We start from the raw sequence: 26,309 nt of genomic DNA on the forward strand, positions 1-26,309 counted from the left end.
TAACAAATCAATTGATGAGATCTATGAGTTTAATACATCTCCCGCCGCGTTGCGATCCCGCTAGAGAATCAATTTCAAAGCTAATAAGTCAAGTCTACTTAAGTTGACTAAAGGGCAAGATATCGCTAAATGCCATACTTTGTTGGCTGTGGAAAAAATGTGGGTAATGGTAAAGCCGAACAAATTAGCAAATTTTGGTCTTCATCACATCTTCTATAATTGATAAAACCTGGACAAGTAAATCTTAGGCATGAGACAGTGACAGAAGCAGGAAGTTACAAAGATACTGTAAATCTACCCAAAACGAACTTTGATATGCGGGCGAACGCGCTCAAGCGTGAGCCAGAAATCCAAAAATTTTGGGAAGAAAATAAAATTTACGATCGCCTTTCCGAGAATAATCCCGGCGAATTATTTATACTGCACGATGGGCCTCCCTACGCAAATGGCTCGCTTCATACTGGTCATGCCTTAAATAAAATTCTCAAAGATATTATTAATCGCTACCAACTGCTACGGGGGCGTAAGGTTCGCTATGTGCCTGGTTGGGACTGCCACGGCTTGCCCATCGAACTGAAAGTTTTGCAGAATATGAAGTCAGCAGAACGGCAGAATCTCACGCCTTTACAACTGCGGCAGAAAGCGAAAGAATTTGCCCTAGCAACAGTAGATGCACAACGCCAAAGTTTTAAACGTTATGGTGTTTGGGGTGATTGGGATAATCCTTATCTGACTTTGAAGCCGGAATATGAAGCGGCGCAAATTGGCGTGTTCGGTCAGATGGTGTTGAAAGGATACATCTATCGTGGCTTAAAGCCGGTTCATTGGAGTCCCAGTTCTAAGACTGCTTTAGCTGAAGCTGAGTTGGAATACCCGGAAGGTCATACTTCCCGCAGTATCTACGCGGCTTTCCCCATCACCAGTTTGTCGGAAGCAGCTAAACCACTGCTAGGAGAATATTTACCAGATTTGGGTGTTGCTGTTTGGACAACTACACCTTGGACAATTCCGGGTAACTTGGCGGTGGCGGTAAATGCAGACCTCAACTATGCTGTGGTGGAAGTCGCGCAGAGTCATTTCAAATATCTGATTGTGGCTGCTGATTTGGTGGAACGTTTAGCTTCTACTTTGGAACTTGAACTAACTGTAAAAGCCACATTCAAAGGGAAAGATTTAGAACATATAACTTACCGTCATCCTTTATTTGACCGCGAAAGTCCGGTTGTTGTGGGTGGCGATTACATTACCACTGAGTCCGGTACGGGGCTGGTACATACTGCGCCCGGTCACGGTCAAGAAGACTACATTGTTGGTCAGCGCTATGGTTTGCCCATCCTTGCACCAGTAGATGATAACGGCAACTTTACCCAAGAGGCGGGACAGTTTGCTGGATTGAATGTGCTGGGTGATGGAAACCAGGCGGTAATTGATGCGTTAGCTGCGGCTGGTTCTCTGTTGAAGGAAGAACCCTATCAGCACAAATATCCTTACGACTGGCGGACGAAAAAGCCGACGATTTTCCGCGCCACCGAACAATGGTTTGCTTCCGTAGAAGGATTTAGAGAAGAAGCATTAAAAGCGATCGCCTCGGTAAAATGGATTCCAGCCCAAGGTGAAAATCGCATCACGCCAATGGTAGCGGAACGTTCTGATTGGTGTATCTCGCGTCAGCGGGCTTGGGGTGTACCAATTCCCGTTTTCTACGATGAAGAAACTGGAGAACCACTGCTGAATGAGGAAACCATCAACCACGTCCAAGCAATTGTCGCGGAAAAAGGTTCCGATGCTTGGTGGGAATTGTCGGTAGAGGAATTGTTACCAGAACAATACCGCAATAACGGTCGATCTTACCGCCGAGGTACTGACACAATGGATGTGTGGTTTGATTCTGGTTCATCTTGGGCAGCTGTTATCAAGCAGCGTCCAGAATTGTGCTACCCAGCAGATATGTATTTGGAAGGTTCAGACCAACATCGCGGCTGGTTCCAGTCAAGTTTGCTCACCAGTGTAGCGGTGAATGGCATTGCACCTTACAAAACTGTGTTGACTCACGGCTTTGTCCTAGACGAACAAGGGCGGAAGATGAGTAAATCATTGGGGAATGTGGTCGATCCGCAGGTGATGATTGTCGGCGGTAAAGACCAGAAAAAAGAACCACCCTATGGTGCTGACGTGTTGCGGTTGTGGGTGTCGTCCGTAGATTACACCTCCGATGTGCGTATCGGTAACAACATCATCAAGCAGCTAAATGATGTTAGAGGTAAGATTCGCAATACAGCGCGGTTCTTGTTGGGTAGCTTGCATGACTTCGACCCGGAAAAAGATGCAGTAGCTTTTGAAGATTTACCAGAACTCGATCGCTATATGCTGCATCGCATGACTGAAGTGTTTGGTGAAGTCACAGAAGCCTTTGATAGTTTCCAATTCTTCCGCTTTTTCCAAACAGTGCAGAATTTCTGCGTTGTGGATTTATCCAACTTCTACTTAGATGCTGCCAAAGATAGGCTTTACATCAGTACACCTGATGGTTTCCGCCGTCGCAGTTGTCAAACAGTGCTGAAAATAGCTTTAGAGAATTTAGCACGAGCGATCGCTCCCGTGTTATGTCACACCGCCGAAGATATTTGGCAACATCTCCCCTACGCCACACCTTACAAATCGGTGTTTGAAGCCGGTTGGGTGCAAGTAGAGGAAAAATGGCATAATCCAGGAATCGCAGAATTCTGGCAACAAATCCGGCAACTGCGTACTGAGGTAAATAAAGTGCTAGAGCAAGCTAGGATAGAAAAATTAATTGGTTCTTCCCTAGAAGCGAAAGTACTGCTGTATATCAATGACGAGAAATTACGAGCTTCAGTAAAAGCACTGAACCCAGTCAAAGGTAATGGTATCGATGAACTCCGCTATTTGTTCATCACTTCCCAAGTAGAAGTATTGGATACTCCCGAAGCACTGCAAGGTTTGAAATACAACTTACAGTCAGATACCTGGGGTATTGGTGTAGTTAACGCAGATGGCGAGAAGTGCGATCGCTGTTGGAACTATTCCATCCACGTGGGAGAATCAAAAGAACATCCCCTACTTTGCGAACGCTGCGTTTCCGCCTTAGCAGGGAAGTTTTAAAAGTTAGCCGTGAGTGAGGAGTGAAGAATCTAACTCTTAACTCCTCACTCCTGACTCAGCACTGACTACAACTTCTCCAACAATTCCTGAGTTAACTGAATAAATGATTTAGAACCAGGTGATTGAGGACTCATTAAAACAGCCGGCATAAAACTATCAACAGCCTTCGCCACATTCACATCAACTGGAATTTGATTCTTACAAATTTTATCTACACCAAAATCTTCGACAACGCGATGCATCACTTGTTTGTAGTATCTGCCGGTGAGGAGATTTGCACTCGACATACTGAATACAATACCCAGCATTTTTATATTGATTTTCGCTTCATGTTCGTGACTGTCTTTTAATTGTCCAATGCGTCTTTCCAACAATTGAATACCTACTACAGATAAAGGTTCTGGTTTAGCAGGTAAAATATAAAAATCACTACAAGCCAAAGCACTACGAGTTAACAGATTATAACCAGGCGCACAATCCAAAATAATAAAATCATACTCTTGGCGAACTGGTTTAATGATGTTATTAATTAACACCCTTTCAAAGCGATTCCAAACTGTTTCAAAATCCTGCTCGCCTAAAGCCACCGATTGTTCGTGCAGCATTTCTGAAACAACAAATTCATCGTATAAATCGATATCTCCTGGTAATAAATCCAATCCAGGCTGATTACAAACATTAGCGTGAACGATATCCGGAATCGTAAACTTAGCGTTTGGTTCTGGTGCAATAACTTGATCTATTAGATATCGAAATGTCTTTCTATTTTTCCGACGCTTGGCAAATTCCAAAGGCGACATCAGGCTGAGTGTGGCACTAATTTGGCTATCTAAGTCCAGAACCAGCACCCGTTTTCCGTGATATTTAGCTAAACAAGTAGCTAAATTCACTGTAATGGTGGTTTTACCGACACCACCTTTCATATTTGCAGTTGCAATTACATATCCCATTGGTTGAGTCCTTTCTTTGATGGCGCATCCCCATGTAGGTAGCGTACATCTCTCCTGATATATGGAAATTGTCGTTAAATTTAATATTTCTGGAATACACAAAGTGATTCCAGTGATATTGCCGTAATTGAGGCAGTCAGAATTATATAGCAAGCCGACTTAAGTTGCAGAATCTTCGCAAATATTAAGTAAAGTTTGGTTTATGCTGTTTCTGTGTCCGTGTAAAGTCTCCCTTTAGTCATAGCTAGGGAAACAGAGTGAAGAAAAGCGATCGCAAAATCTCCAACTAAAAGCAAATCCATTTAAAGTACTTCAAAGTCGTGTTGGAGTACTTTTAAGTCGTGTTGAAGTACTTCAGAATCGTATTGAAGTACTTCAAAGTCGTATTGAAGTGCTGTAAATTCGTGTTGAAGTACTTTCAAGTCGTGTTCAGGTACTTCAGAATCGTGTTGAGGTACTTTCAAGTCGTGTTCAGGTACTTCAGAATCGTGTTGAAGTACTTCAAAGTCGTGTTCAGGTACTTCAAAGTCGTGTTGAGGTACTTCAAAATCCTGTTGGAGTACTTCAAAGTCGTGTTGAGGTACTTCAAAGTCGTGTTCAGGTACTTCAAAGTCGTGTTGAGGTACTTCAAAATAGTAGGATCGGGCAATGCCCAGCCTACGGCTTCTAAATTTTAAATAATATTTTGTTATTGTTTTTTATATTTAACTAAGTTTTTATTTACTCAAATCTACTGAGTTGATGTAATAATCAAGCAGGTATAAGCTTGTTGCCATGATTGCAGTTTTCTAGATGGAGTATAGAGATTGCCTTTTAATCCTGAACTGTGCCGCAACGAAAGTGAAGTTGAAAGTAAACTCATCGTGCAATATTTGTTACCACAGCTAGGATATACTCCTGACACCTGGCATCAAGAAGTTATCCTTGGTAGCATCCGCTTAGATTTCTTAGCATTTGCAGCGCAAGTGATTCCCTTTGTTTTAGATGCAAACTCGCCGCTAAGTGTCGTCATGGAAGCAAAGCATCCAAAGCACAACTTAAATAATCACGTTCTCAGACTCAGACATTATTTAACCAGCTTAAATGTACGGTATGGATTATTAACTAATGGCAAAGAAATCAGGATATATGAAAAATTACAATATGATATTCAGCTAGTTTTTCAGTGTGCTGGTAACGAATTAGAGACAAAGATAGAAGAAATTCAAAATTTAATTGGTAGAGATATTTTAAAAACAAAACAGCGTATAGATAATTCAGAGATTAAAATACCTGAAACTAATCCTAGTTCTGAAACCAAAAGACAAAATACAATGAAAACTATTGCGGTTTATCACAATAAAGGTGGCGTGGGTAAGACTACAACAGTAGTTAATTTAGCTGCTGCTATCAGAAAGAAGGGTAAGAGAGTATTAGTAATCGATCTAGACAGCCAAGCAAACACAACATTTGCCACGGGTTTAGTCAAATTTGATGATGAAGAATTTGATGATATAAAAGACTCTAATATTCGCCATATTTTGCAATCTGGAGACTATTATCCTATAGATGAAGTTGCTAGGAAATCTCAATTTACTAATCTAGAAATTAGTGTTGTGCCTTCTCATATTAGTTTAATGAATTATGAAAATGAACTAATTCAGCAAGAAGATAGTAAAATGATGCTTGCTGAAAAATTAGATGCAATAGCAGAACAATATGATGTAGTGTTAATAGATACTCCACCTTCTTTAAATTTATACGCTAGAATTGCTCTAATTACGGCTGACTATCTTATTATTCCTTCAGATCTCAAACCTTTTGCTAATCAAGGATTAATAAATGTCAAGGAATTTATTAAAAAAATAAACGTCTTTAGAAAACAGATAAGAAAAAATCCAATTGAGATTTTAGGAGTGCTTGCTTGTAAAATCTCTACTAATAATCAATTTGTTAAACATACTTTACCCAAAAGGCTAGAGGCGATTCCTAATCGGTATGGATTTGAGGTCATGAACACAGTAATTTATGACAGGGACGATCTAGCAAAATGTGCTGAAAAATTTCTTCTTATTGGAGATATAGAGGTAGCAGATCCTATATCTGTACTTGATTTTAAGCCAGATTCCACTGCTGCTCAAGAATTTGAATTACTAGCAATAGAAGTTTTACAAAAAATAGGTTTAGCTGAATGAAGTTATCCACATTTCTTGTTGCTATCAAAAAAATTACCTCAAGTAAACCTCGTTCAATTTTTGCAGATGAAGAGTTAGAACAGGCTGCTAACTTAATCTTAGAGTCTGAAGGAGTGATTAACCCTATAATAATTCGCAGAACAGGTCTACAAACATATGAAGTAATAGATGGAGACTTTGAATATTATGCAGCGGCCAGAGCTAGAGAAATCGATCCGCGTAAAGGTGAGATGATTGGAGTTTTTATTATTGAGTCTGAAAATGAAGAGTTATTAACAAAACAAATTGAATTATTTAGAAACAAAAAAACTGTTGTTCAAAGTCAAATTGACTTAGACTCTAGTGATATAGAATCAAGATTAACAAATTTTGAATTACGTATTGAGAAGAAGCTTAATGACTTAATAGAAAAGGTTTCAAACAAACAAAAACTGGAAATTGAAAATAAAGAGCTTAAAAATAATTTAGCTAATAAAATTGAACCTTTAGAAATTTTCAACAAACTTCAAGTAGCTAAACTAGCTTTTAGATTGAAGAGTGCTGGTTTATCTGAAAAAATTGCTGCTAAGATTGCTGACAGTATAGAAAAAGAACGAAATAAAAAAGAATTTGAATCGTTAGAAGATATAGTAAACCGGGTAAAAATTTCAAGTGGTAAAAGACAAGTTAAAGGTATATCTAGCGAGAGAATGATTAAGATTGTTGATAGCTGGTCTCGCACTTTATTTATTTAAATTCAAATTATATTTGAGTCCAATAAAAATTCGAGGCTAACATGGAAAATTTAGAATCCAGAATCCTAGAAATATTAAAGCTTGGTACTCCTTTGAGAGCAGCAAAAATTGCTGAGTTTTTGGAAGTTGAAAGACGAGAAGTAAACCAATGCCTATACTCCTCATTAAAACAGCTAGTTGTTCAAGACAGCGACTATAAATGGTCATTAAAGACAAATGAAATAGCTAATAATCAACGTATTCCAACTCAATTGCCAACACCTATACGTCAAGATACATCATATAGGTTTACTATAAAAGATCTCCCAGAAGAGAATCCAGTTACTTCCCCAAGTATTCCCAGTCCATCGTCACAACCAATAAGACAAAGTAGTTCTTATGAATTTGTGAGAAGAGAACTTGCTCAAGTATCTTCAGAAGAAAAGATAAAAATTATAGAAAATACTTTTAGACAAGAGAAATTTTCCCAATTACAAGATGAGCAAATCAATGCTCTCCAATTAATTTTAGAAGAAGCCAAGCGAGAAGTTAGGATAGCCAACATTGCTTATAAACAAGGTAAATTAAGCTTTTGGAAGACTAAGTCTGTCGCGATCGCACTCGTATCGATTTCTTTAACTCTTGGTACGCTATTCGTAATGAAACAATTGAGAGCTAACTCAATTTTTCTGCCTACTCCTACTTTTCCTAAAAGCAAGTAATCAAAACTGCTTGGCAACTTCTATCTATAGTCCAACCAAGCAGCTTTTTATCTTCAGCGATCGCTGTGAATGTGAGTCTAAAACCAAACCAAAGACTCGATTGTGTCGCTATTATGAAATACTCAGTGGCAGCGGCTTGTTGAGATTGAGGATAAATTTGCGGCTGAGGATAATGGCGAAACGCAAAGTATAATTGAGGATCAAGTCTTTACTTCGCCACTATCAGAGCATTGATAATTGCCATATGCGACCAGCACGATAGGTGCATCTATCGCTCCTTGAGTGCGATCGCGTTGCGAGATCGGTGCGCTCAATCTGTTATTATCATTGGTCTGACTCATAGAAAACCTCTGCGGAGGAAAATCAGAATGCTCTAAAGGCTGTGAAAGTCTGGCAACACATCCTCCTGATGAATATGTCTGCGTTAAAGCTTTTATTTTGCACAATACCATTGCCAATTTGTACCAGCCAAACAAAGAGAGTTGTAATTTATTCGCCTTTTTTGCACCATATTGAGGATGGAGACACATCAAAGTAACAGAGCGCCGTACCAAAGTAGATTGTGCTTATTGTATGAAAGAATTGGTTAATATCCACTTTCCAGATGCGGAAATAATTCGCTTGGTAATGGATAACTTAAATACACATACAATAGGTGTATTGTATGAAGTTTTTGCCCCAGCCGCAGCCAGAAGAATTGCCAAAATATTCGAGATTCACCATACACCAAAACATGGGAGTTGGCTCAATATGGTTGAATCTGAATTGTCTGTACTTGTCCGTCAATGTCTTCAACGAAGAATTCCCAATTATGAATTAGCGATCGCTATTATTTATGGTATAAATAATCGAGCTCACCACGAACAGTATCAAGTTGAGCGTTTTACGTTTAATTAGGTTGACTTACTTAACAAAAGCGTCTGAGGAAAGCAATCGCATTCTCAATGGATGTAAAGAAACATTTCTGTTTCTTAGAAGAGGGATTAACTGAATCCGGATTAATCTTAAATTTTGAATTCTACGCAGAGTTACTAACTATTAATTGCTACAGGTATAACTATTTCCTTTTGATGATCTGATAGATTTTCTTCGCTGCGATCGGGGAAATGCTTGTCCATGAGGGCAGGAACTTGTGATGACTGAATGCGACTGTAGCGAGTTTTATCTGGCATTACTATATTAGGCCCGGCTTTACAGTTTTTCATGCAACCAGTACCTTTGATGTTAACTTGGTCTTCTAAACCGCGATCGCTTAAAGCTGCTTCCAAAGCCTGACAAACTCCTTTACCGCCGCGTTTCATACAATCAGATTTTTGGCACACCAAAATTGTGCTTTTAGCCTTCGTTGATTTCGGGTTAGCTTGACTGACTGATGAAGGTTTCTGTGATGGAGAGATAGGTGAAGGGATACCCATCTGTGTAATTCTGTCATTATTTACATCTGCCCGCGCCGCCATTACACGTTCAGCTTTCAGCGTAACTTTGCCTGTTGCTACTTCGTGCTTCTTTTTCCCGACAATTTGTAGCCAAGTCCCTGGTGGTAAGTGTAAATCAAAAGCAAATCTTAAATGTTTAGCCAGTTTTATATAGCATTCACCTTCAGCAGTCCATATCTGTAAGCCCTTAAGCTTGTAACCATCTTTGATTACAAAGTCAATAAACCTGCCTTCGAGGCAAAAATCCGATACTTCCTTAGTGCAAGATTCGCTCATCTTTTTTTACCTATATGTTGATTGGGACACACTATTCAGCAAGACAGCCTCAGCGGTAGCGACTTTGCCAGCATTTCTCAAGACTCCAAATTAGGTCTTGGCGATTATGTGTAAATTGGCGCATCAAACTCCAAAGTTGAATAGCTGCAATGGGACTGCTAATTTCAACTGTCAATGGCTGGTTCGACTCACACCAGCAGGGAATCTCTAACTCTTGCAAGCGTTGATAGACTTGCCAACGGTCTGCCCAATTCACTTCTAAGATGTGCTTGCTTTCTACTTCTGAACTAAACGGTTTCAAGAGATGTACCCTCAAAGTGCAACAAACTTGCAGTAACTACCGCGGTTTTAGTACTTGCTGTTTCCATTTTTAGGAGTTCAGCCTTTCTAACCAGCATAGCGTAAGTGCAAACAATTCTCAGTTATCTTGCATAAAAATCTCAAATATTTGGGATGAAGTTCCATTAACAAAAGGACTAGAAGCCAAGGAAAAGGCTGTAGAAGTACGCCAACCGACATAATTTTGCGCCAGTCGTCATGAGCGAACTAGAAAAATGCGATCGCTCACAGGAAATGCGATCGCCCCTCCCAAAAGAGTGTTAGGTAGGCCGGACATTACGAGCAAACTTGGCTTCAGTATTAAAAGTAAGATGCAAAATTTTAAGAAAAAAATTAAAAATTTTGTGAAATTAATTGGAATTGCTTTTAATTTTTAGAATGTTAATATGTAAAGACTCAGAAGTTAAAAACCCTAACTGAGGAAAAGCGAGGAGAACAATGTCAGAAACCACAACTGTGTTACGGAATTTTGGTCATGTTTATGACAATCCTGTGTTGTTGGATCGCAGTGTAACCGCACCTGTTACCGAAGGATTTAACGTTGTATTAGCTAGTTTTCAAGCACTTTCCTTGCAATATCAAAAACATCATTTTGTAGTTGAAGGTGCAGAATTTTACTCATTACATGAGTTTTTTAATGAAAGCTACAAAGAAATCCAAGACCATATCCATGAAATTGGCGAACGCTTGGATGGACTGGGTGGTGTACCAGTAGCTACCTTCAGCAAGTTGGCAGAATTAACTTGTTTTACACAAGAGCCAGATGGCGTATATTCTTCGCGTCAAATGGTAGAAAATGACTTAGCAGCAGAGCAAGCTATCATCGGTGTAATTCGTCGCCAAGCTGCTCAGGCTGAAAGTTTGGGAGACCGCGGTACGCGCTATCTCTACGAAAAAATCCTCCTGAAAACTGAAGAGCGTGCTTATCATTTATCTCACTTCCTCGCTAAAGACAGCTTAACCTTGGGTTTTGTCCAACCTGCTCAAAACTAAAACTGTCATCATCTCGATAAATCGCTCTCAACTGCATAAAAATTAGGCAGAAATTAGTCTTAAAAAAATATAAAATTTAGCAGAGAGTAGGATTGCTACATCTCTGCAATTTTTATTAGGTATCCAATTTAACAGAATAATATTTGATATTGGCAATTATTACTAATGAACTATTTAAGAATTATTTTTATATAATGTTACAATTATTTTAGTTAGGTATTATGTAAATAAATTCCCAGTTTTTGCAAAAAATTATCATCACCAATCAAAATATCTGCAACTAATATGTGATTTCCTGATGAGGATTACAGAGAATTTCGACACTCAAAAAATTCGCGAATAGCAAAGTGAAATAAATCGCAATTGTCTTATCGCTCCAGTTTCTCATCTCCCTTCCCTGTCATCAAACCTAGAAAACTTAGTAATAAACAGCGTGACTAGGGAGAAAGAATCTTAAAATAATCAGGATTTGTATTCTCTTACTCCATCCCAAAGACTATGCCGCGCCGTCAAGACCTCCGGAAGATACTGCTGTTAGGCTCAGGCCCGATTGTAATTGGACAAGCCTGTGAGTTTGACTACTCTGGCACTCAAGCCTGTAAAGCTTTACGGGAAGAAGGCTATGAAGTGGTGCTGGTGAACTCTAATCCAGCTACTATCATGACCGACCCAGAGACAGCCGATCGCACTTATATTGAGCCGCTAACACCGGAATTGGTCGCCAAAGTCATCGCCAAAGAGCGTCCTGATGCTTTACTACCAACAATGGGGGGACAAACCGCCCTGAATATTGCCGTTGCTCTAGCGAAAAATGGTGTTTTAGAGCAGTATGGTGTTGAGTTGATTGGCGCTAAACTTCCAGCTATTGAAAAAGCTGAAGACAGAAAACTCTTCAATGACGCCATGGCCAAGATTGGGGTGAATGTTTGCCCTAGTGGTACAGCCTCATCTTTAGAAGAAGCAAAAGCGATCGCCCGCCGCATTGGTACTTATCCCTTAATTATTCGTCCTGCTTTTACAATGGGTGGTACGGGCGGCGGTATTGCCTACAACCAAGAAGAATTTGAAGAAATGGCACAGGTGGGTATTGATGCTAGCCCCGTTTCGCAAATTCTCATCGACCAATCCCTACTCGGCTGGAAAGAGTACGAATTAGAAGTCATGCGCGACCTAGCAGATAACGTGGTAATTATCTGCTCCATCGAGAACTTCGACCCGATGGGCATCCACACCGGAGACTCAATTACCGTTGCTCCCGCCCAAACCCTCACCGATAAGGAATATCAACGGCTGCGGGATATGGCGATTAAAATCATCCGCGAGATTGGTGTCGAAACTGGCGGTTCCAATATTCAGTTTGCCGTCAACCCAGTCACGGGGGATGTGGTGGTGATTGAAATGAACCCCCGTGTATCTCGCAGTTCCGCCTTAGCTTCTAAAGCTACTGGTTTCCCCATCGCCAAGATGGCGGCTAAGTTAGCTGTTGGCTATACCTTAGATGAAATTAAAAACGACATTACCAAGAAAACTCCGGCATCTTTTGAACCGACAATTGACTACGTAGTTACCAAAGTTCCCCGCTTCGCCTTTGAAAAGTTCCCCGGTTCCGAACCAGTGTTGACAACGCAGATGAAATCAGTCGGGGAAGCGATGTCAATTGGCAGAACATTCAACGAATCCTTCCAGAAAGCACTGCGTTCTCTAGAAACTGGACGTGCAGGTTGGGGTTGCGACAAAGCCGAGAAATTGCCTAGTGGCGAACAAATTCGCGCCCAGTTACGGACGCCCAATCCAGAGCGCATTTTCGCCGTGCGTCATGCGATGCAATTGGGGCTAACTAATGAAGAAATCTACGAACTTACAGGTATTGACCCCTGGTTCCTCGATAAATTGCAACAACTGCTAGAAGTCGAGAAATTCCTCAAACGCACTCCGTTGCAACAATTGACAAAAGAGCAAATATATGCGGTAAAGCGTGAGGGATTTAGCGATCGCCAAATTGCCTTTGCTACTAAAACCAGCGAAGATGAAGTGCGGGCATACCGCAAACAGTTAGGAGTCATCCCTGTTTACAAAACTGTGGATACTTGCGCCGCAGAGTTTGAGGCGTTTACACCTTACTACTATTCCACCTACGAAGACGAAACAGAGGTTTTACCCACAACCAAACCAAAAGTGATGATTTTGGGTGGTGGCCCCAACCGCATCGGACAAGGGATTGAGTTCGATTATTGCTGTTGTCATGCTTCCTATGCATTAAAAGGAGCAGGCTATGAGACGATTATGGTCAACTCTAACCCAGAGACGGTTTCTACAGATTATGACACCAGCGATCGCCTCTACTTTGAGCCATTAACCAAAGAAGACGTCCTCAATATCATCGAAGCGGAAAATCCAGTCGGCATTATTGTACAATTCGGCGGACAAACACCTCTAAAGTTAGCAGTACCTTTACAGCAAGCCCTTAGTAGCATACCCAGCACGAACATTTGGGGCACATCTCCAGATTCCATTGATATGGCAGAAAACCGGGAAAGGTTTGAAAAGATCCTTAACCAGTTGAATATTGCGCAACCACCTAATGGAATTGCTCGCAGTTACGAAGACGCGCTGATTGTCGCCAAACGCATTGGCTATCCAGTGGTGGTACGTCCTAGCTATGTATTGGGGGGAAGGGCGATGGAAATCGTCTATTCCGATGCAGAATTGGAACGCTACATGACTTTTGCGGTACAGGTAGAACCAGATCATCCGATTTTGATTGATAAGTTTTTGGAAAATGCAATCGAAGTCGATGTGGATGCGATCGCCGACCACACCGGGCGGGTAGTAATTGGCGGTATTATGGAACACATCGAACAAGCCGGGATTCACTCTGGTGACTCAGCTTGTACTTTACCTTCGATTTCTCTACCGCCAGCAGTACTCAATCAAATTCGCACTTGGACGATACAGCTAGCACAGGCGCTTTCAGTAGTTGGGCTGATGAATATTCAGTTTGCTGTGGTTGGTGCTAGTAGCTATTCTCCGCAAATTTACATCTTAGAAGCCAACCCCCGCGCCTCTCGGACTGTCCCCTTCGTGTCTAAAGCCACAGGCGTGCAACTGGCAAAACTCGCATCCTTGATTATGTCAGGTAAAACCTTAGAGGAGCTAGGCTTCACTCAGGAAGTCATCCCTTCCCACATTGCCGTTAAAGAAGCAGTATTGCCATTTAATAAATTCCCCGGTACAGATACCATCCTGGGGCCAGAAATGCGCTCCACTGGCGAAGTTATGGGAATTGACAGCGATTTTGGCCGCGCCTTTGCCAAGGCAGAAATCGGTGCTGGGGAACGCTTACCTTTGTCGGGAACCGTTTTTGTATCGATGAGCGATCGCGATAAAGCCCCTGCGGTGAACGTTGTCAAAGAATTTATGGATTTAGGCTTTACAGTGATGGCGACATTTGGCACTCGTAAAGTTCTTCATGAACACGGCTTAGATGTAGAGTTAGTACTAAAACTCCATGAAGGTCGTCCTCACGTCCTAGACGCCATCAAAAACCAGAAAATCCAACTCATTATCAACACCCCTTCGGGAGAAGAAGCCCAGACTGATGCTAGATTAATTCGGCGCACAGCCTTGGCTTATAAAATCCCCATCATCACCACGATCGCCGGAGCAAAAGCCACTGTGGCTGCCATTCGTTCTCTGCAAACTACTACTTTGGACGTAAAAGTTATCCAAGATTACTGCATGTTGAATTAGGGCAAGAGGCAGGAGGCAGAAGGTGAGACAGCGCGGTCTTGGGGAGCCAGTGCGGTCTTGGGGTTTCCCCAAGTGGAGCATCTGGCGTGGTTTCCCCCATGAGCAGCTACTAACCCGAAGGGCAGAACGAATAATTTCCGCTCCTTATCAGTAGCGGATCTCTGGCAAAAGGTACTTTTATGACAGCAAAGGAAAAGGTAAAAGTTAGGGAACAGACAGGAATACATTCTTTCTTGCCATCCTTATCTTCCTTGCAGCTACCTATGCCTCACGACAGTCAATCAGCCTCGGTTGAAAACCAAGCCACACAATTCTGACCCCTTCTGCCACGCCAGTTGCTACAACGGGGGGAAACCCGCCCACGCAACTGTCCTCCGCCTGCTGCCTTATCCTCATATGGGTACAGCAAAAATTAAGCAATTGTTATAGACGATTACTTATACTTATCATTGAGTTATTTTAAGAAATATGAGTAAGTTAATGCTGGCTATAGAGGAATTTATTATTTAGTTGCTAAACGGTATTAAGCCATATGCCTGAATTACACTATCTCGAACAGCTTTTAGATTTTAGGCTGCGAGACTATCAGTTTATTTTCATAAATGTTACAATTATTAATGATGAAATAATCTAAAAAATGTTCAACTCACTACCCTTTATCTAACTCTAGATACTTGTACAACCGGGTAAATAACTGTAACGTCAAGAGCAGTTAAGAACCTAAGTAAATTAATATGAGCAGCCGAGTTTCTCGGGCACATAAATCGCCAACCATCGCATGGGTTCCCCTTTAGACTGGGTAGCACCCTGGCAAAGCATCTATCACTTAATGACCCTACTGTCAAATCCAACATTACCAATGAGTAGCGCCATGAAGACCGCCCAGACAGCCACGGACCTCGTGCGGACTTACCTGCGTGAGATTGGCCGTGTGCCACTCTTAAGCCACGAGGAAGAGATTTTTTATGGCAAACAGGTGCAGCGTTCAACTGCTTTGCATGAGTTGAGGGAGGAGCTTGCCACCCAGTTAGGCCGTCAACCAACCTTAGAAGATTGGGCAAAAGCCGCAAATCTAGAATTGGCAGAGTTAAACGAAGCGATCGCTGAAGGTGAATATGCCAAGCGCAAAATGGTAGAAGCCAACTTGCGGCTAGTGGTATCCGTTGCCAAAAAGTATATTAAGCGTAATGTCGATTTACTAGACTTAATCCAAGAAGGCAGTATTGGTATGCAGCGGGGTGTAGAAAAGTTTGACCCCACAAAAGGTTATAGATTTTCAACGTATGCTTATTGGTGGATACGGCAAGCAATCACTAGAGCGATCGCCGAAAAAGCTCGTACAATTCGCTTACCGATTCACATTACCGAGAAACTCAACAAAATTAAAAAGGCACAGCGACAATTATCGCAAAAACTCGGACGTGCCCCTTCAGCATCCGAACTAGCTCAAGAATTGGAATTGACACCCAAACAGGTGCGAGAGTATCTCGAAAAAGCACGTCTACCTCTATCGTTGGATTTGCGCTTAGGAGATAACTACGATACCGAACTGGGAGAAATGCTAGAAGATCCAGGTGCTTCTCCAGAAGAATTTGTCATGCAATCTTCCTTATCTAATGACTTAGAGCGTCTCATGGGGGATCTCACACCCCAACAAAAGGAAGTAATCACACTCCGTTTTGGGTTAATGGATGGACAGGCGCTAACATTGGCCAGAATTGGCGAAATCCTCAACATCAGCCGCGAACGAGTCCGGCAAATTGAACGGGAAGCTTTAACTAAACTGCGGAAGTCCAAAGCCAAGATGGATGAATATTTGGCAAGTTAGTCAATGGTCAAGAGGAGCCAGTCACGTGCGGTGAGCCAGCGCTGCGGGAGGGTTTCCCTCCGCAGGCGACTGGCGTTAGCGTAGCGTTAGCGACGAAGGAGCGTCACCCGAAGGGAGGTTCCCTCCGTTAAGTGAACTGGCATTCAAGAGTCCAGAGTCAAGAGCTTTTTGACTTTGGACTTTTGACTTTGGACTATATGAGGTGAGAAAATACCCTGCTTTTGGTACGGTTACAACGACTGCGTATTAATATTCTTGCTTGTTACATTAGTTGACAGGAACAGCTAAGAACTAGCAAAAGTCAATATAACTATAGGCATTGATTTTTCAATGTCGCAAATACCGTAGCTCGTGCTATTAATCAAGGAGATAAAACGTGAGTAACCCATCCAATAGAGTCTCAGAATTTTTTAACAGTGAGTCTGAAACTAGTGATTTACTCTGGCAATATGTTAAATCCTTGAGTCCAGAAACAGTCAGCCAGCTATCTAAACCTAATTCTCCTGAAGTCCTTCAAGTGATGGAACGCAATATTGTGGGGCTTTTGGGTAACTTACCTTCAGAACATTTTGGCGTTACCATCACTACAAGTAGAGAAAGTCTCGGTCGGCTTCTGGCCTCAGCAATGATCAGTGGTTACTTCTTGCGTAACGCTGAACAGAGAATGAATTTTGAAATGGCCTTACAAGGCACTGAAATCAACGATAGCGAAAACGAGTAGCGATGTTGGCTTTAGGTCTTGAAGCAGTCGCACTGGCACAAGCGATCGTTTTCCTCTGCGAAATCCTAACAGAATCGCGATCGCTTATCCCAGAGCTATAGAATTAACCAAAAACCACAATCGCGGGCAGCAAGCAAGAACTCGCTAGTTAGGGTAATATACTCACAATCAAAGATTCATACAAAAATAAGAGTTCGCTCAATAAATTCATTTTTTAGATCGGTAATAAAATCTAGACTCGGCAAATAAGTGAACTTGCCGAGTTCTATTATGAAAGAGCAATATTAACTCCTTTTTTCCCATAAACTATGAGTGAAACCACTTCTGTTTTACCCCACAAAATTATTGGTGTTGCGGTAATTTGGAACGACCAGGAGCAAATTTTAATCGATCGCCGTCGTGAGGGGGGAGCAATGGGTGGTTTATGGGAATTCCCTGGTGGCAAAATCGAGCCTGGTGAAACTGTCCAAGAGTGCATTCAACGAGAAATTTATGAAGAACTAGGAATAGATATTGCAGTAGAAGAACATCTTATTACCATCGATCATACTTATACAGAGTTACGTGTCACCCTCACCGTACATCACTGTAGACATCTCAATGGTGTTCCCCAAGCAATCGAATGTGATGAAATTCGCTGGGTAAGTTTAGACGATCTCGAACAATTTGCTTTCCCCAAGGCCAACGTGCAAATTATCTCAGCACTAAAGACAAGCCAGTGGAAGGGATGAGGGAGTGTGGGAAGTGTGGGAAGACAAGAAAGACAAATGACTAATGACTAATGACCACCCTTACAAGTAACGATGTATTAACTCCATCAGGTTACGACCCGCAATTTTTTAAAATAAACCCAGAGACTTTGATAAAAGGTGTCAGCAAACAAATGCCTAAAACCGTTGCCGACGTAATGAGTCGTGACCCAGTTGTAGTTCGCTCTGAAACTCCCCTGAAGGAAGCCATTCAAATTCTGGCAGAACGACGTATTAGCGGGCTACCTGTTGTAGATGATGTTGGTAAATTGGTAGGCATTATCTCAGAAACCGATTTGATGTGGCAAGAAACAGGTGTAACTCCTCCGGCTTACATCATGTTTCTCGATAGTGTCATCTATTTACAAAATCCTGCTGATTATGACCGGGACTTGCACAAAGCCCTAGGACAAGTTGTTGGGGATGTGATGAGTAAGAACCCAATTACTATTTCCCCTGATAAAACTTTAAAGGAAGCAGCCAGAATCATGCACGATCGCAGCGTTCACCGTCTACCTGTACTGGACAGCGCGGGTCAAGTAATAGGTATCCTCACCCGTGGTGACATTGTGCGCGCAATGGCTGCAAGTCAAGATTAGTCAATAGTCCAAAGTTCATAGTCAATAGTTCATAGTCTACAGTCTAAAATTTGTAGACTACTGACCAATGACTAATGACTAATGTCAAGTAACCTTGACTGTTTTTTAAACATTTGGAAAAGTTAGGATAATTAAATGAGTATTACTCCTGAGTCGGTTCGGCAATTGCTCAGTTCGGAAAATTTGGGCGATCGCTTGCGAGCTGTGAATCAATTCCGCGAATTAGAACCAGCGATCGCATTTGAATTAATTCAAACTGCGGTTAGCGATGACAATGCTCGTGTCCGTTACTCAGCAGTGAGTCAACTGGATACAGTCGGAACAGAAGATTTACAGTTATCGTTGAATCTACTACGCGAACTTTTAAATGACCCAGAACCAGATGTTCAAGCAGCCGCAGCCGACTGTTTAGGGGCGCTGAAACTAGAAGCAGCTTTTGACGATTTGCAGCAACTTTACAATAGAACTCCTGAATGGCTGGTGAAATTTAGCATCGTCGCCACATTAGGAGAGTTAGGCGATCCGCGAGGCTTTGAACTGCTTAAACAAGCACTCGCTTCCGAGAATGATTTAATCAAAACTGCTGCCATTAGTTCTTTTGGCGAATTGGGAGATACAAATGCCGTTCCGCTGTTAGCACCCTATGCCAACAATCCAGATTGGCAAGTACGTTATAGAGTTTTGCACGCTTTGAGCAGTTTGGGTGGCGCAGATGCTAAAGCTGTATTAGAAACTCTGGCGGACGATGAAGTAGAAGCGATCGCCAATGAAGCTAAAAAATCTTTGCAGTCAGTATAAGTTCTGATTTTAATAAACTTGAGGGTACAAAAATTTGTACCCTTATTTTATTGGCACATTCACTCACAAACAAATACAAAAGAAAATTCGCAGTAATTAATAAATTACTACGAACGTACAGCTATAACACTTAATGCAAACCGAAGATATTTGGATACTTTTTACAGATTAGTATTATTGATAATAGTTTTACCTCCCTAATGTCTCACACTTTATGTTTGAGGAAATGCTCAAGAACTAGCTTGAGCTTTGCGGCGGCGAGACATAACCATGACTGCACCTACAGCACCCAAACCTAGTAATGTAGTTGGTTCGGGAACTGAAGTGACTGCAAGACCTGTGAAACTTGCACTAATTGTTCCACCATTGTCGTAAGTTGTCTTTGCAGCAGTATCTTGAGTCACAAAGGTGATATGTCCTGTTGCTTGACTGCCATCTTCAAACAGTCCATTAAAATTGAAGATTATGTCTGTTCCGGCATTTTGTGGGCTAAAAATTGCTGCATCTAGACTAGTCAAACTCAGTAGTTTTATTCCGTCCAAAGCGCCAACATCAATAAATGCAGAAGGCGAAACAAATGGATTTGTTTGGAAGCTTTTGATATAACCTCTAGAATTAGATGCAAAATCTCCTGTGCGGTCTGTGAGTAAAATTGCGCCGGGATTGGGAAGAAAGTTTATAGAGTTTTTGGTAAGAGTGGCTGTAGTTGGTTCATCAGAAGGGTTTCTATCAGAAGTGCTGTAGTTAAATGAACCAGTATATGCTTGAGCAGAACCAGCAGAAGCAAACATTGTAACAGTAGCCACAGGAATTGCAAAAGTAGCCGCCAGAGTAGCTTTTATTAGATGAGATTTCAAACCAAACATTGTAATTTAAGGCTCCTATAAAAGAATTTACGAGACCGAGTTTGTAATTATTAGTCTGCAATCTTCACACTAGTTATGAATACAAGAATTAGTTAGGAAATAGAGTATAAATGCATTGCGCATCCATAATATATGTAAGATTGCTCTATAAAAAATTAGGTAGAATAATTACCCTGTTTTGAATCAGTTGTTGATGTATTTGTTACTTCTACAGAATTACATAGACGTTTCTAAATACGCAAGGTCTACCTATGTAACTTGATAGAATCTTCATTACCTGCATAGGGTTCTTTCCGATCGCTCTAATTTGACAGTAGTTAAATTTACGGTACTTTCCTTCAATAGAGGCAGTTTTGCGTCCGTATAATTTGCAGGTTTGAAAGTTTCGTTTTTAAAGATTACTACAAAATTTTGTAGATATTTAGGCACTGATTCTAGAAGAATAAGATGTTGATTTTTAGATAAACTGTATTTGATTTTTATATAAACTCAATACGAAGAAAATATAAATTGAAATTGAAGCAATTGTATTTAAGCCAGGAATGGGAAACTCGTCAAAACAGAAAAAACCCGCGTATGCGGGTTTGAAATTACTGAAAGAATTGCAGATAGCGAGTCCAGCGCTTTGGATAGAGTGACGATCGCCTACATCAAACTCTAACTACCAAAAACTTGCGGCCAAGTTGTTACGAGGAAAACTACCACTGCGGCGATCGCTAATACTCCTTGGATTAAATTCCCGACCACTGTTCCGACAACTATTCCGATACCAGCTTTAATTGCTAATCCTAATTGCCGTTGGTAGAGGTATTCACCGATAATTGCTCCCAGTAACGGCCCTATTAAAATACCTAACAGCGGCCCGCCAAAGGGTAAAGCTGGTAATAATCCAAAAAAACCTAGAAGCAACCCCACAAACGCACCAATTTGTCCCCATTTACTAGCACCTGCTTGTTTTGCTCCTATGTAGCCAGCTAAAAAATCTACACCAACACTCAGAAGCAACACAACAATTGTGACAATAAGTGGTATTTTAATTGCTGCAAAAGAACTGCTAACTATTCCCCAGATAATAATTGCAACTAATATTAAACTGGTTCCAGGAATGGCAGGAACTACAGCACCAATGATACCCACAACCATTACAGCAACCAGTAACCAATAGATAATTTGCATAAATTGTTAATTGTTGGTCTAATTATCTGATGCAATTTGCAAATAAGAACTGAGAGTAACAGCTAATTTATCAGCAATTCCGGCAATCCAATTTTCATCTTGCTTGGTGTAACTGCGAGGTGCGTTTGCTCCTAAAATTAATACACCTTGATTACCAATAGGTTGACAAATTACGCCTTGAGTATTTTCTGGCAAATAATCAAATTCAATTCGCCCTGGATAGACTTTTAATGCAACTAAATAAACTGCCTTTTGTGTTTCTAATACCCTTTTTAAAATTTGCCCTAGTACAACTTCAGATTTAGGAGCCAGAATACCGCGACGTAACAAAACCTTACCTTGATAAAAAACTACTAGCGATCGCGTGACCGTATTAGTTAATAATAAATGCGATGCCCAGGCTAATTCTGTTTTCACGGCTTCTGGTAAATCGTCAGCCAACACAAAACCTTCCTCCCCAATCAGTTGTACAGTATCAGGCGATCGCGGTTGTACTTGCTGCCAAATTAAACCAGTTAAAATTAACACCGCACTTAAAATCACACCCAGCACATCCCCCCGCGCTTGGGATTCGGTAAGTTCTGGTGTCAACAAACGATTAATCAGCAAAAGTACAGCGCCTAAACCGCCAACTACTATCGGTAGACGCCGTAAAACTAGATTGGGATCGGATTTAGTCATTTGGTTATTAGTCAAGAGTCAAGAGTCAAAAGTCATGAATTATTTCACCCTTGTCCTCCTTGTCTTCCTTGTCTCTTCTCTACTCTTCACCAGGTTCAATGATCCGTTGGAATAAATAACCAGTACCTCGTGCTGTGAGAATTAATTCTGGGTTGCTGGGATCGTCTTCTAATTTTGCTCGCAGACGAGAGATATGCACATCTACTACGCGGGTATCTACATGGCGTTCTGGCGTGTAACCCCATACTTCTTGCAAAATTTCCGAACGCGAAAACGCTTCCCCAGAACGGCTAACTAATAGCTCTAGCAAGCTAAACTCCATCCCCGTTAAACGAATGCGCTCATCGCCTTTGTAAACTTGTCGCTTATTCGTATCAATTTTGATATTAGCAACGTGGATTACTCCAGAACTAGGTATACCAGATGCACTAGTTTTATCAACCCGTCTTAGGACTGAGCGTATCCGAGCTTCTAGTTCCTTTGGCGAAAAAGGCTTAACTACATAGTCATCAGCACCTAACTCTAAACCAGTTATGCGATCGGCTACGTCCCCTAAAGCTGTTAGCATAATAATAGGGACGTCTGACTCCTTACGTAATTCTTGGCACACACCGTAGCCATCGAGTTTTGGCATCATTACATCCAAAACTACTAGGTCGGGGTCAGCTTTGCGAAAAGTTTCCAGAGCTTCTTCACCATCACCAGCCGTTACTACATCGTAGCCAATCATGGAAAGGCGCGTTTCCAAAATCCGGCGAATGCTGGCTTCGTCGTCTACCACCAGGATTTTTTCTTTATGACTTTCCAAGTTTCTCAACGCTCCTTAACTAAAATTTTTCATGATTAATTTTTAATACCATAATATTAAGATATCATTCCATGAATTAAGTGAAAAAAAGCTGTAACTACTACTATTATTGAACTTTTCTTTTCTCCAAGAATTAAGGAAAAATTAAGATTATTTAATAAGATTTAAGAATGGCGAAGCCCAAAACTTTTTACATTTGTAACGATTGTGGAGCAGAATCTTCCCAATGGTTTGGTAAGTGTCCAGCTTGCGGCACATATAACTCCTTAGAAGAGCAGATTTCTATCCAATCATCAGTGGATATACCCAGTCGTGGGGGGGTAAGTGGTTGGCAATCAGCGTCAACTAATGGCAAGTCTCATAATAAACCAGCTAAACCACGAGCTTCTCTAACATTCGACCAAATTAGCGATCGCCAAATTGCCCGTTGGGAATCTGGTTATGGAGAATTAGATCGGGTGTTGGGTGGTGGAGTTGTTCCCGGTTCAATGGTGCTGATTGGTGGCGATCCGGGAATTGGGAAATCAACTTTGCTGCTTCAAGTATCGAATCAATTAGCGCAGAGATACCGCATCCTTTATGTTACAGGGGAAGAATCAGGTCAACAGGTAAAGTTAAGAGCTTCCCGTTTGGGTGTAGCAAAAGGTGTTAATGTCGTAGGCGATGAAAATCAGCCTGTAGCAAATACATCTGTAGCAGAAGCAACAACATCTCCTGTCAGTCCTGAGGGGATAGGTGCAGATTTATATGTATTACCGGAAACAGACTTAGAAGAAATTCTCCGGGAAATTGACTCTCTCAAGCCAAACTTGGCAGTAATTGATAGTATCCAAACGGTGTTCTTTCCAGCACTGACATCTGCACCGGGTTCCGTAGCTCAAGTACGGGAATGTACCGCCGCACTGATGAAAGTGGCAAAGCATGAAGACATCACAATGTTAATTGTGGGACACGTAACTAAAGAAGGTGCGATCGCGGGGCCGAAAGTTTTAGAACACTTAGTTGATACAGTACTGTATTTTGAAGGCGATCGCTTTGCCTCCCATCGGTTATTACGGACAGTGAAAAATCGCTTTGGTGCAACTCACGAAATCGGTATTTTTGAGATGGTATCTCACGGATTGCGTGAAGTTCCTAACCCCTCAGAGCTATTTTTAGGTAATCGTGACGATCCCGCCCCTGGTACTGCTATTGTTGTGGCCTGTGAAGGAACTCGCCCCATCGTTGTCGAATTGCAAGCTTTGGTAAGCCCTACTAGCTACCCCTCACCCCGACGCGCCGCCACGGGTATAGACTATAACCGCCTCGTGCAAATCCTCGCAGTCTTAGAAAAAAGGGTAGGAATTCCTATGTCCAAACTCGATTCCTACGTCGCTTCGGCGGGTGGTTTGAATGTGGAAGAACCAGCAGTAGATTTAGGAATAGCGATCGCTATTGTTGCCAGTTTCCGCGATCGCATCGTCGATCCAGGTACAGTTTTGATTGGTGAAGTCGGGTTAGGCGGACAAGTGCGATCCGTTTCTCAGATGGAACTGCGTTTGAAAGAAGCAGCCAAACTCGGATTTAAAAGAGCGATCGTTCCCAAAGGTCAAAAATTTCCCGACCTTAATATCGAGATTTTACCAGTTTCCAAAGTAATAGATGCAATTATTGCCGCTATTCCCCATCAAGAACTCACAGAAGACGATTTAATACCTGATGAAGACTAACCCCAAGCCCTCCAAGTGGGGGTGAAGTTCTATCGACACCACACCCAAGCAAACCCCACCATGACAGCCTTCACCCAGAATTACCAAATCACTTGGGAAAAACTACCCGAAGATTACAGGCTACCAGACGATCCAGTGGATAACATCAATCAACCAGCCTTAGCTGCTGCACTCACACAAAGCTTAGAACTTGCTGGTAAACTTCCACCCAACGCCCTCACACCAACGAATTATGGTATTTGCGCCACATTAAATGGCAAAATTGTCGTTAAAGCCCCAGATTGGGCATATATTCCCAACATTAGCGTTGGTAGAGAAGATGTAATCCGTAGTTACACACCGCAGCTACAGGGAGACATTCCCGTAATTGTCATAGAATTTCTTTCGGATACAGAAGGTGGCGAATACTCGATCAAACCCACTTACCCCCCAGGTAAATGGTTTTTTTACGAATGCGTATTAAAAGTACCAAACTATGCCATCTTTGAACCTGATAGCGGCGATTTAGAATTTTATCGCTTAGATAGTAATACAGGCAGATACGTTGTCCAAACCCCTAATGAAAACCAGCATTACTGGATAGCCGAAATGAATCTATATTTGGGTGTATGGCAAGGTAATCGAGAAAATCATACAGGAAATTGGTTGCGCTGGTGGGATGAACAAGGAAATCTACTACTTTGGGGTTCAGAATTAGTCGAACAAGAAAGACAACGTGCTGAAAGACTAGCAGCACAATTGCGGGCGGCGGGAATTGAACCGCAAGATTAGACTTTTTTCCAATAATTTAGGGTTGCTAGATGAGCCAATAATGTGCTAAATCTAGCAATTTTTTTAAGTCAAATATAGCAGTTTATCGGTTAAAAAAATGTTTTTCCTGACGATTTATTGCTAAAAAAACTAATAAAGTCTGGGTTTTTAAAAATTAAGAATTAATAATTACAAATAGTTACGTGTCCGAATTAAAATAAATTTTATATACCATTGATTAATTAATTCGTAAAAATATTTATAGGATTTTTCCTTAATTTGCACCTCACTCCTTTAGAATCTATGACTACCTTCCCTAAATACATACCCCAATCCGATCCGCCACTTCCTCCTGGGGAAACCCTACCAACAATGTACGATTTACCCAGCGATAACCCAGAGGAACCAGGTTTGCCAGACGATTTTCACTTTTTACAGCCTTTACTTTTATATTTAACTTTTCAGCCACTTAACTGGAATCCCGAATTAGTTTACAGCGCTACTGACCTTAATCTTTACTATGACCTCCAACATCCTTTATGGTACAAACGCCCAGATTGGTTTGGTGTTATAGGTGTTCAAAAACAATACAAAGGCGAAGATTTGCGTTTAAGTTATGTGACTTGGCAAGAACCAGCCAATCCTTTTGTAGTTGTGGAATTATTATCCCCAGGTACTGAAGATGAAGATTTAGGTACTAAACAAAATCCTACAGACAAACCTCCTATGAAATGGGAAGTTTACGAAAGAATTTTGCGAATTCCCTACTACATTGTTTTTAGCCGTTACACAAATGAGCTCCAAGCATTTCAGTTAGTAGGCGGTCATTATGAACCAATGAATTTCACTGATGGGCGCTTACTCATGCCAGAAATAGAGTTAAGTTTAGGCTTATGGCACGGGTCATTTCGTGATATTGAAAGGTTGTGGTTAAGGTGGTTCACTTTAGCAGGAGAATTGATTCCTGAACCCACAGAGGAAACTGCTGCTGCTACTGAACGAGCTATGATTGCGGAACAAGAAGCAGAACAAGCAAAAAGAAAAGCTGCAAAATTAGCCGAACGTTTGCGTCAATTAGGCGTGAATCCTGATGATTTAGATTAATTATTGTAATTTCAGGTAAGCTAATAGACCTACAGATAGAATTG

Annotated in this window: 23 protein-coding genes and 1 pseudogene; 15 read left to right on the plus strand and 9 right to left on the minus strand. The window is 41.4% G+C overall.

All coding sequences use genetic code 11. The features are described from left to right. The first annotated feature begins 258 nt into the window (after nucleotides 1-258). Nucleotides 259-3,123 (plus strand): isoleucine--tRNA ligase, encoded by a 2,865-nt coding sequence (ileS, locus tag AACU33_RS14375; RefSeq protein ID WP_096589345.1) that lies wholly within the window; start codon nucleotides 259-261, stop codon nucleotides 3,121-3,123. A gap of 65 nt (nucleotides 3,124-3,188) precedes the next feature. On the opposite strand, the gene AACU33_RS14380 is transcribed toward ileS, so the two are convergent. Further along, nucleotides 3,189-4,073 (minus strand): ParA family protein, encoded by an 885-nt coding sequence (locus tag AACU33_RS14380; protein ID WP_096589346.1) that lies wholly within the window; start codon nucleotides 4,071-4,073, stop codon nucleotides 3,189-3,191. A gap of 302 nt (nucleotides 4,074-4,375) precedes the next feature. Beyond that, nucleotides 4,376-4,537 (minus strand): hypothetical protein, encoded by a 162-nt coding sequence (locus AACU33_RS14385; protein ID WP_339376004.1) that lies wholly within the window; start codon nucleotides 4,535-4,537, stop codon nucleotides 4,376-4,378. Between the two features lie 342 nt (nucleotides 4,538-4,879). On the opposite strand from AACU33_RS14385, the gene AACU33_RS14390 reads away from it, so the two are divergent. Genes AACU33_RS14390 through AACU33_RS14400 form a run of 3 tightly spaced genes read left to right on the plus strand, consistent with a single transcriptional unit; the run spans nucleotide 4,880 to nucleotide 7,682 of the window. After that, nucleotides 4,880-6,247, plus strand: coding sequence for an AAA family ATPase (locus AACU33_RS14390; RefSeq protein ID WP_096589347.1), 1,368 nt, complete (start codon nucleotides 4,880-4,882; stop codon nucleotides 6,245-6,247). Further along, a complete protein-coding gene (locus AACU33_RS14395; protein ID WP_096589348.1) occupies nucleotides 6,244-6,981 on the plus strand; it encodes a DUF655 domain-containing protein in 738 nt (245 codons plus the stop codon). Before AACU33_RS14390 ends, AACU33_RS14395 begins: the two co-directional genes overlap by 4 nt. A 41-nt stretch (nucleotides 6,982-7,022) precedes the next feature. Next, a complete protein-coding gene (locus tag AACU33_RS14400; protein WP_096589349.1) occupies nucleotides 7,023-7,682 on the plus strand; it encodes a hypothetical protein in 660 nt (219 codons plus the stop codon). A 200-nt stretch (nucleotides 7,683-7,882) separates the two neighbouring features. On the opposite strand, the gene AACU33_RS14405 is transcribed toward AACU33_RS14400, so the two are convergent. After that, on the minus strand, nucleotides 7,883-8,023 hold the full coding sequence (locus AACU33_RS14405; protein ID WP_339376005.1) for a hypothetical protein: 141 nt from the start codon (nucleotides 8,021-8,023) through the stop codon (nucleotides 7,883-7,885). Nucleotides 8,024-8,210: 187 nt separating this feature from the next. Between AACU33_RS14405 and AACU33_RS14410 the strand changes: the two are divergent. Further along, nucleotides 8,211-8,498 (plus strand): annotated as a pseudogene (locus AACU33_RS14410) (transposase); the annotation flags it as partial. 215 nt (nucleotides 8,499-8,713) lie between these two features. Here AACU33_RS14410 and AACU33_RS14415 read toward each other — a convergent pair. Next, nucleotides 8,714-9,394: a (2Fe-2S) ferredoxin domain-containing protein gene (locus AACU33_RS14415; protein WP_096589351.1), complete on the minus strand. Its 681-nt coding sequence runs from the start codon at nucleotides 9,392-9,394 to the stop codon at nucleotides 8,714-8,716. A 49-nt stretch (nucleotides 9,395-9,443) separates the two neighbouring features. Further along, complete coding sequence (locus AACU33_RS14420) at nucleotides 9,444-9,695, minus strand: Asr1405/Asl0597 family protein (protein WP_096589352.1); 252 nt, start codon at nucleotides 9,693-9,695, stop codon at nucleotides 9,444-9,446. 476 nt (nucleotides 9,696-10,171) lie between these two features. Between AACU33_RS14420 and AACU33_RS14425 the strand changes: the two genes are divergently transcribed. The 7 genes from AACU33_RS14425 (at nucleotide 10,172) to nblB (ending at nucleotide 19,171) form a co-directional block, all read left to right on the plus strand. Next, the gene (locus tag AACU33_RS14425) at nucleotides 10,172-10,726 is read left to right on the plus strand and encodes a Dps family protein (protein ID WP_096589353.1); all 555 of its coding nucleotides are present in this window, start codon (nucleotides 10,172-10,174) and stop codon (nucleotides 10,724-10,726) included. 498 nt (nucleotides 10,727-11,224) lie between these two features. Next, a complete protein-coding gene (carB, locus tag AACU33_RS14430) occupies nucleotides 11,225-14,476 on the plus strand; it encodes a carbamoyl-phosphate synthase large subunit (RefSeq protein ID WP_096589354.1) in 3,252 nt (1,083 codons plus the stop codon). 871 nt (nucleotides 14,477-15,347) lie between these two features. After that, nucleotides 15,348-16,304 carry an RNA polymerase sigma factor, RpoD/SigA family gene (locus AACU33_RS14435; protein WP_096595254.1) on the plus strand — a complete coding sequence of 319 codons (957 nt, stop codon included), beginning with the start codon at nucleotides 15,348-15,350 and terminating at the stop codon, nucleotides 16,302-16,304. Nucleotides 16,305-16,680: 376 nt separating this feature from the next. Continuing rightward, nucleotides 16,681-17,025, plus strand: coding sequence for a DUF760 domain-containing protein (locus tag AACU33_RS14440; RefSeq protein WP_096589355.1), 345 nt, complete (start codon nucleotides 16,681-16,683; stop codon nucleotides 17,023-17,025). A 308-nt stretch (nucleotides 17,026-17,333) separates the two neighbouring features. Next, complete coding sequence (mutT, locus tag AACU33_RS14445; RefSeq protein WP_096589356.1) at nucleotides 17,334-17,756, plus strand: 8-oxo-dGTP diphosphatase MutT; 423 nt, start codon at nucleotides 17,334-17,336, stop codon at nucleotides 17,754-17,756. Nucleotides 17,757-17,908: 152 nt separating this feature from the next. Next, the gene (locus tag AACU33_RS14450) at nucleotides 17,909-18,373 is read left to right on the plus strand and encodes a CBS domain-containing protein (protein WP_339376504.1); all 465 of its coding nucleotides are present in this window, start codon (nucleotides 17,909-17,911) and stop codon (nucleotides 18,371-18,373) included. Nucleotides 18,374-18,508: 135 nt separating this feature from the next. Then, nucleotides 18,509-19,171: a phycobilisome degradation protein NblB gene (gene nblB / locus AACU33_RS14455; protein WP_096589357.1), complete on the plus strand. Its 663-nt coding sequence runs from the start codon at nucleotides 18,509-18,511 to the stop codon at nucleotides 19,169-19,171. Between the two features lie 230 nt (nucleotides 19,172-19,401). On the opposite strand, the gene AACU33_RS14460 is transcribed toward nblB, so the two are convergent. The 4 genes from AACU33_RS14460 to rpaB form a co-directional block, all read right to left on the minus strand. After that, nucleotides 19,402-20,037 carry a PEP-CTERM sorting domain-containing protein gene (locus AACU33_RS14460; RefSeq protein ID WP_096589358.1) on the minus strand — a complete coding sequence of 212 codons (636 nt, stop codon included), beginning with the start codon at nucleotides 20,035-20,037 and terminating at the stop codon, nucleotides 19,402-19,404. Between the two features lie 657 nt (nucleotides 20,038-20,694). Then, nucleotides 20,695-21,213 (minus strand): DUF456 domain-containing protein, encoded by a 519-nt coding sequence (locus tag AACU33_RS14465; protein ID WP_096589359.1) that lies wholly within the window; start codon nucleotides 21,211-21,213, stop codon nucleotides 20,695-20,697. Nucleotides 21,214-21,231: 18 nt separating this feature from the next. Continuing rightward, a complete protein-coding gene (locus AACU33_RS14470) occupies nucleotides 21,232-21,894 on the minus strand; it encodes a cofactor assembly of complex C subunit B (RefSeq protein ID WP_096589360.1) in 663 nt (220 codons plus the stop codon). Between the two features lie 79 nt (nucleotides 21,895-21,973). Then, on the minus strand, nucleotides 21,974-22,702 hold the full coding sequence (gene rpaB, locus AACU33_RS14475) for a response regulator transcription factor RpaB (protein WP_045868271.1): 729 nt from the start codon (nucleotides 22,700-22,702) through the stop codon (nucleotides 21,974-21,976). A gap of 170 nt (nucleotides 22,703-22,872) precedes the next feature. On the opposite strand from rpaB, the gene radA reads away from it, so the two are divergent. The 3 genes from radA to AACU33_RS14490 all read left to right on the plus strand — a co-directional run bounded on the left by radA (nucleotide 22,873) and on the right by AACU33_RS14490 (nucleotide 26,265). Further along, entirely contained in the window at nucleotides 22,873-24,411 is a 1,539-nt protein-coding gene (gene radA, locus AACU33_RS14480) for a DNA repair protein RadA (protein WP_096589361.1), read from the plus strand. A gap of 60 nt (nucleotides 24,412-24,471) precedes the next feature. Further along, a complete protein-coding gene (locus AACU33_RS14485; protein WP_096589362.1) occupies nucleotides 24,472-25,182 on the plus strand; it encodes a Uma2 family endonuclease in 711 nt (236 codons plus the stop codon). A 282-nt stretch (nucleotides 25,183-25,464) separates the two neighbouring features. Beyond that, nucleotides 25,465-26,265 carry a Uma2 family endonuclease gene (locus AACU33_RS14490; RefSeq protein ID WP_096589363.1) on the plus strand — a complete coding sequence of 267 codons (801 nt, stop codon included), beginning with the start codon at nucleotides 25,465-25,467 and terminating at the stop codon, nucleotides 26,263-26,265. Nucleotides 26,266-26,309: the final 44 nt, after the last annotated feature.

The organism is Calothrix sp. NIES-2098 (assembly GCF_963875125.1).
Lineage (GTDB): Bacteria > Cyanobacteriota > Cyanobacteriia > Cyanobacteriales > Nostocaceae > Aulosira.

Coding starts and splice junctions, on each gene's coding strand:
- AACU33_RS14380 (WP_096589346.1), bottom strand. CDS start 4,073: ATGGGATATGTAATTGCAACTGCAAATATGAAAGGTGGTGTCGGTAAA.
- AACU33_RS14395 (WP_096589348.1), top strand. CDS start 6,244: ATGAAGTTATCCACATTTCTTGTTGCTATCAAAAAAATTACCTCAAGT.
- AACU33_RS14400 (WP_096589349.1), top strand. CDS start 7,023: ATGGAAAATTTAGAATCCAGAATCCTAGAAATATTAAAGCTTGGTACT.
- AACU33_RS14405 (WP_339376005.1), bottom strand. CDS start 8,023: ATGAGTCAGACCAATGATAATAACAGATTGAGCGCACCGATCTCGCAA.
- AACU33_RS14415 (WP_096589351.1), bottom strand. CDS start 9,394: ATGAGCGAATCTTGCACTAAGGAAGTATCGGATTTTTGCCTCGAAGGC.
- AACU33_RS14425 (WP_096589353.1), top strand. CDS start 10,172: ATGTCAGAAACCACAACTGTGTTACGGAATTTTGGTCATGTTTATGAC.
- carB (WP_096589354.1), top strand. CDS start 11,225: ATGCCGCGCCGTCAAGACCTCCGGAAGATACTGCTGTTAGGCTCAGGC.
- AACU33_RS14435 (WP_096595254.1), top strand. CDS start 15,348: ATGAAGACCGCCCAGACAGCCACGGACCTCGTGCGGACTTACCTGCGT.
- mutT (WP_096589356.1), top strand. CDS start 17,334: ATGAGTGAAACCACTTCTGTTTTACCCCACAAAATTATTGGTGTTGCG.
- AACU33_RS14450 (WP_339376504.1), top strand. CDS start 17,909: ATGCCTAAAACCGTTGCCGACGTAATGAGTCGTGACCCAGTTGTAGTT.
- nblB (WP_096589357.1), top strand. CDS start 18,509: ATGAGTATTACTCCTGAGTCGGTTCGGCAATTGCTCAGTTCGGAAAAT.
- AACU33_RS14460 (WP_096589358.1), bottom strand. CDS start 20,037: ATGTTTGGTTTGAAATCTCATCTAATAAAAGCTACTCTGGCGGCTACT.
- AACU33_RS14465 (WP_096589359.1), bottom strand. CDS start 21,213: ATGCAAATTATCTATTGGTTACTGGTTGCTGTAATGGTTGTGGGTATC.
- AACU33_RS14470 (WP_096589360.1), bottom strand. CDS start 21,894: ATGACTAAATCCGATCCCAATCTAGTTTTACGGCGTCTACCGATAGTA.
- radA (WP_096589361.1), top strand. CDS start 22,873: ATGGCGAAGCCCAAAACTTTTTACATTTGTAACGATTGTGGAGCAGAA.
- AACU33_RS14485 (WP_096589362.1), top strand. CDS start 24,472: ATGACAGCCTTCACCCAGAATTACCAAATCACTTGGGAAAAACTACCC.
- AACU33_RS14490 (WP_096589363.1), top strand. CDS start 25,465: ATGACTACCTTCCCTAAATACATACCCCAATCCGATCCGCCACTTCCT.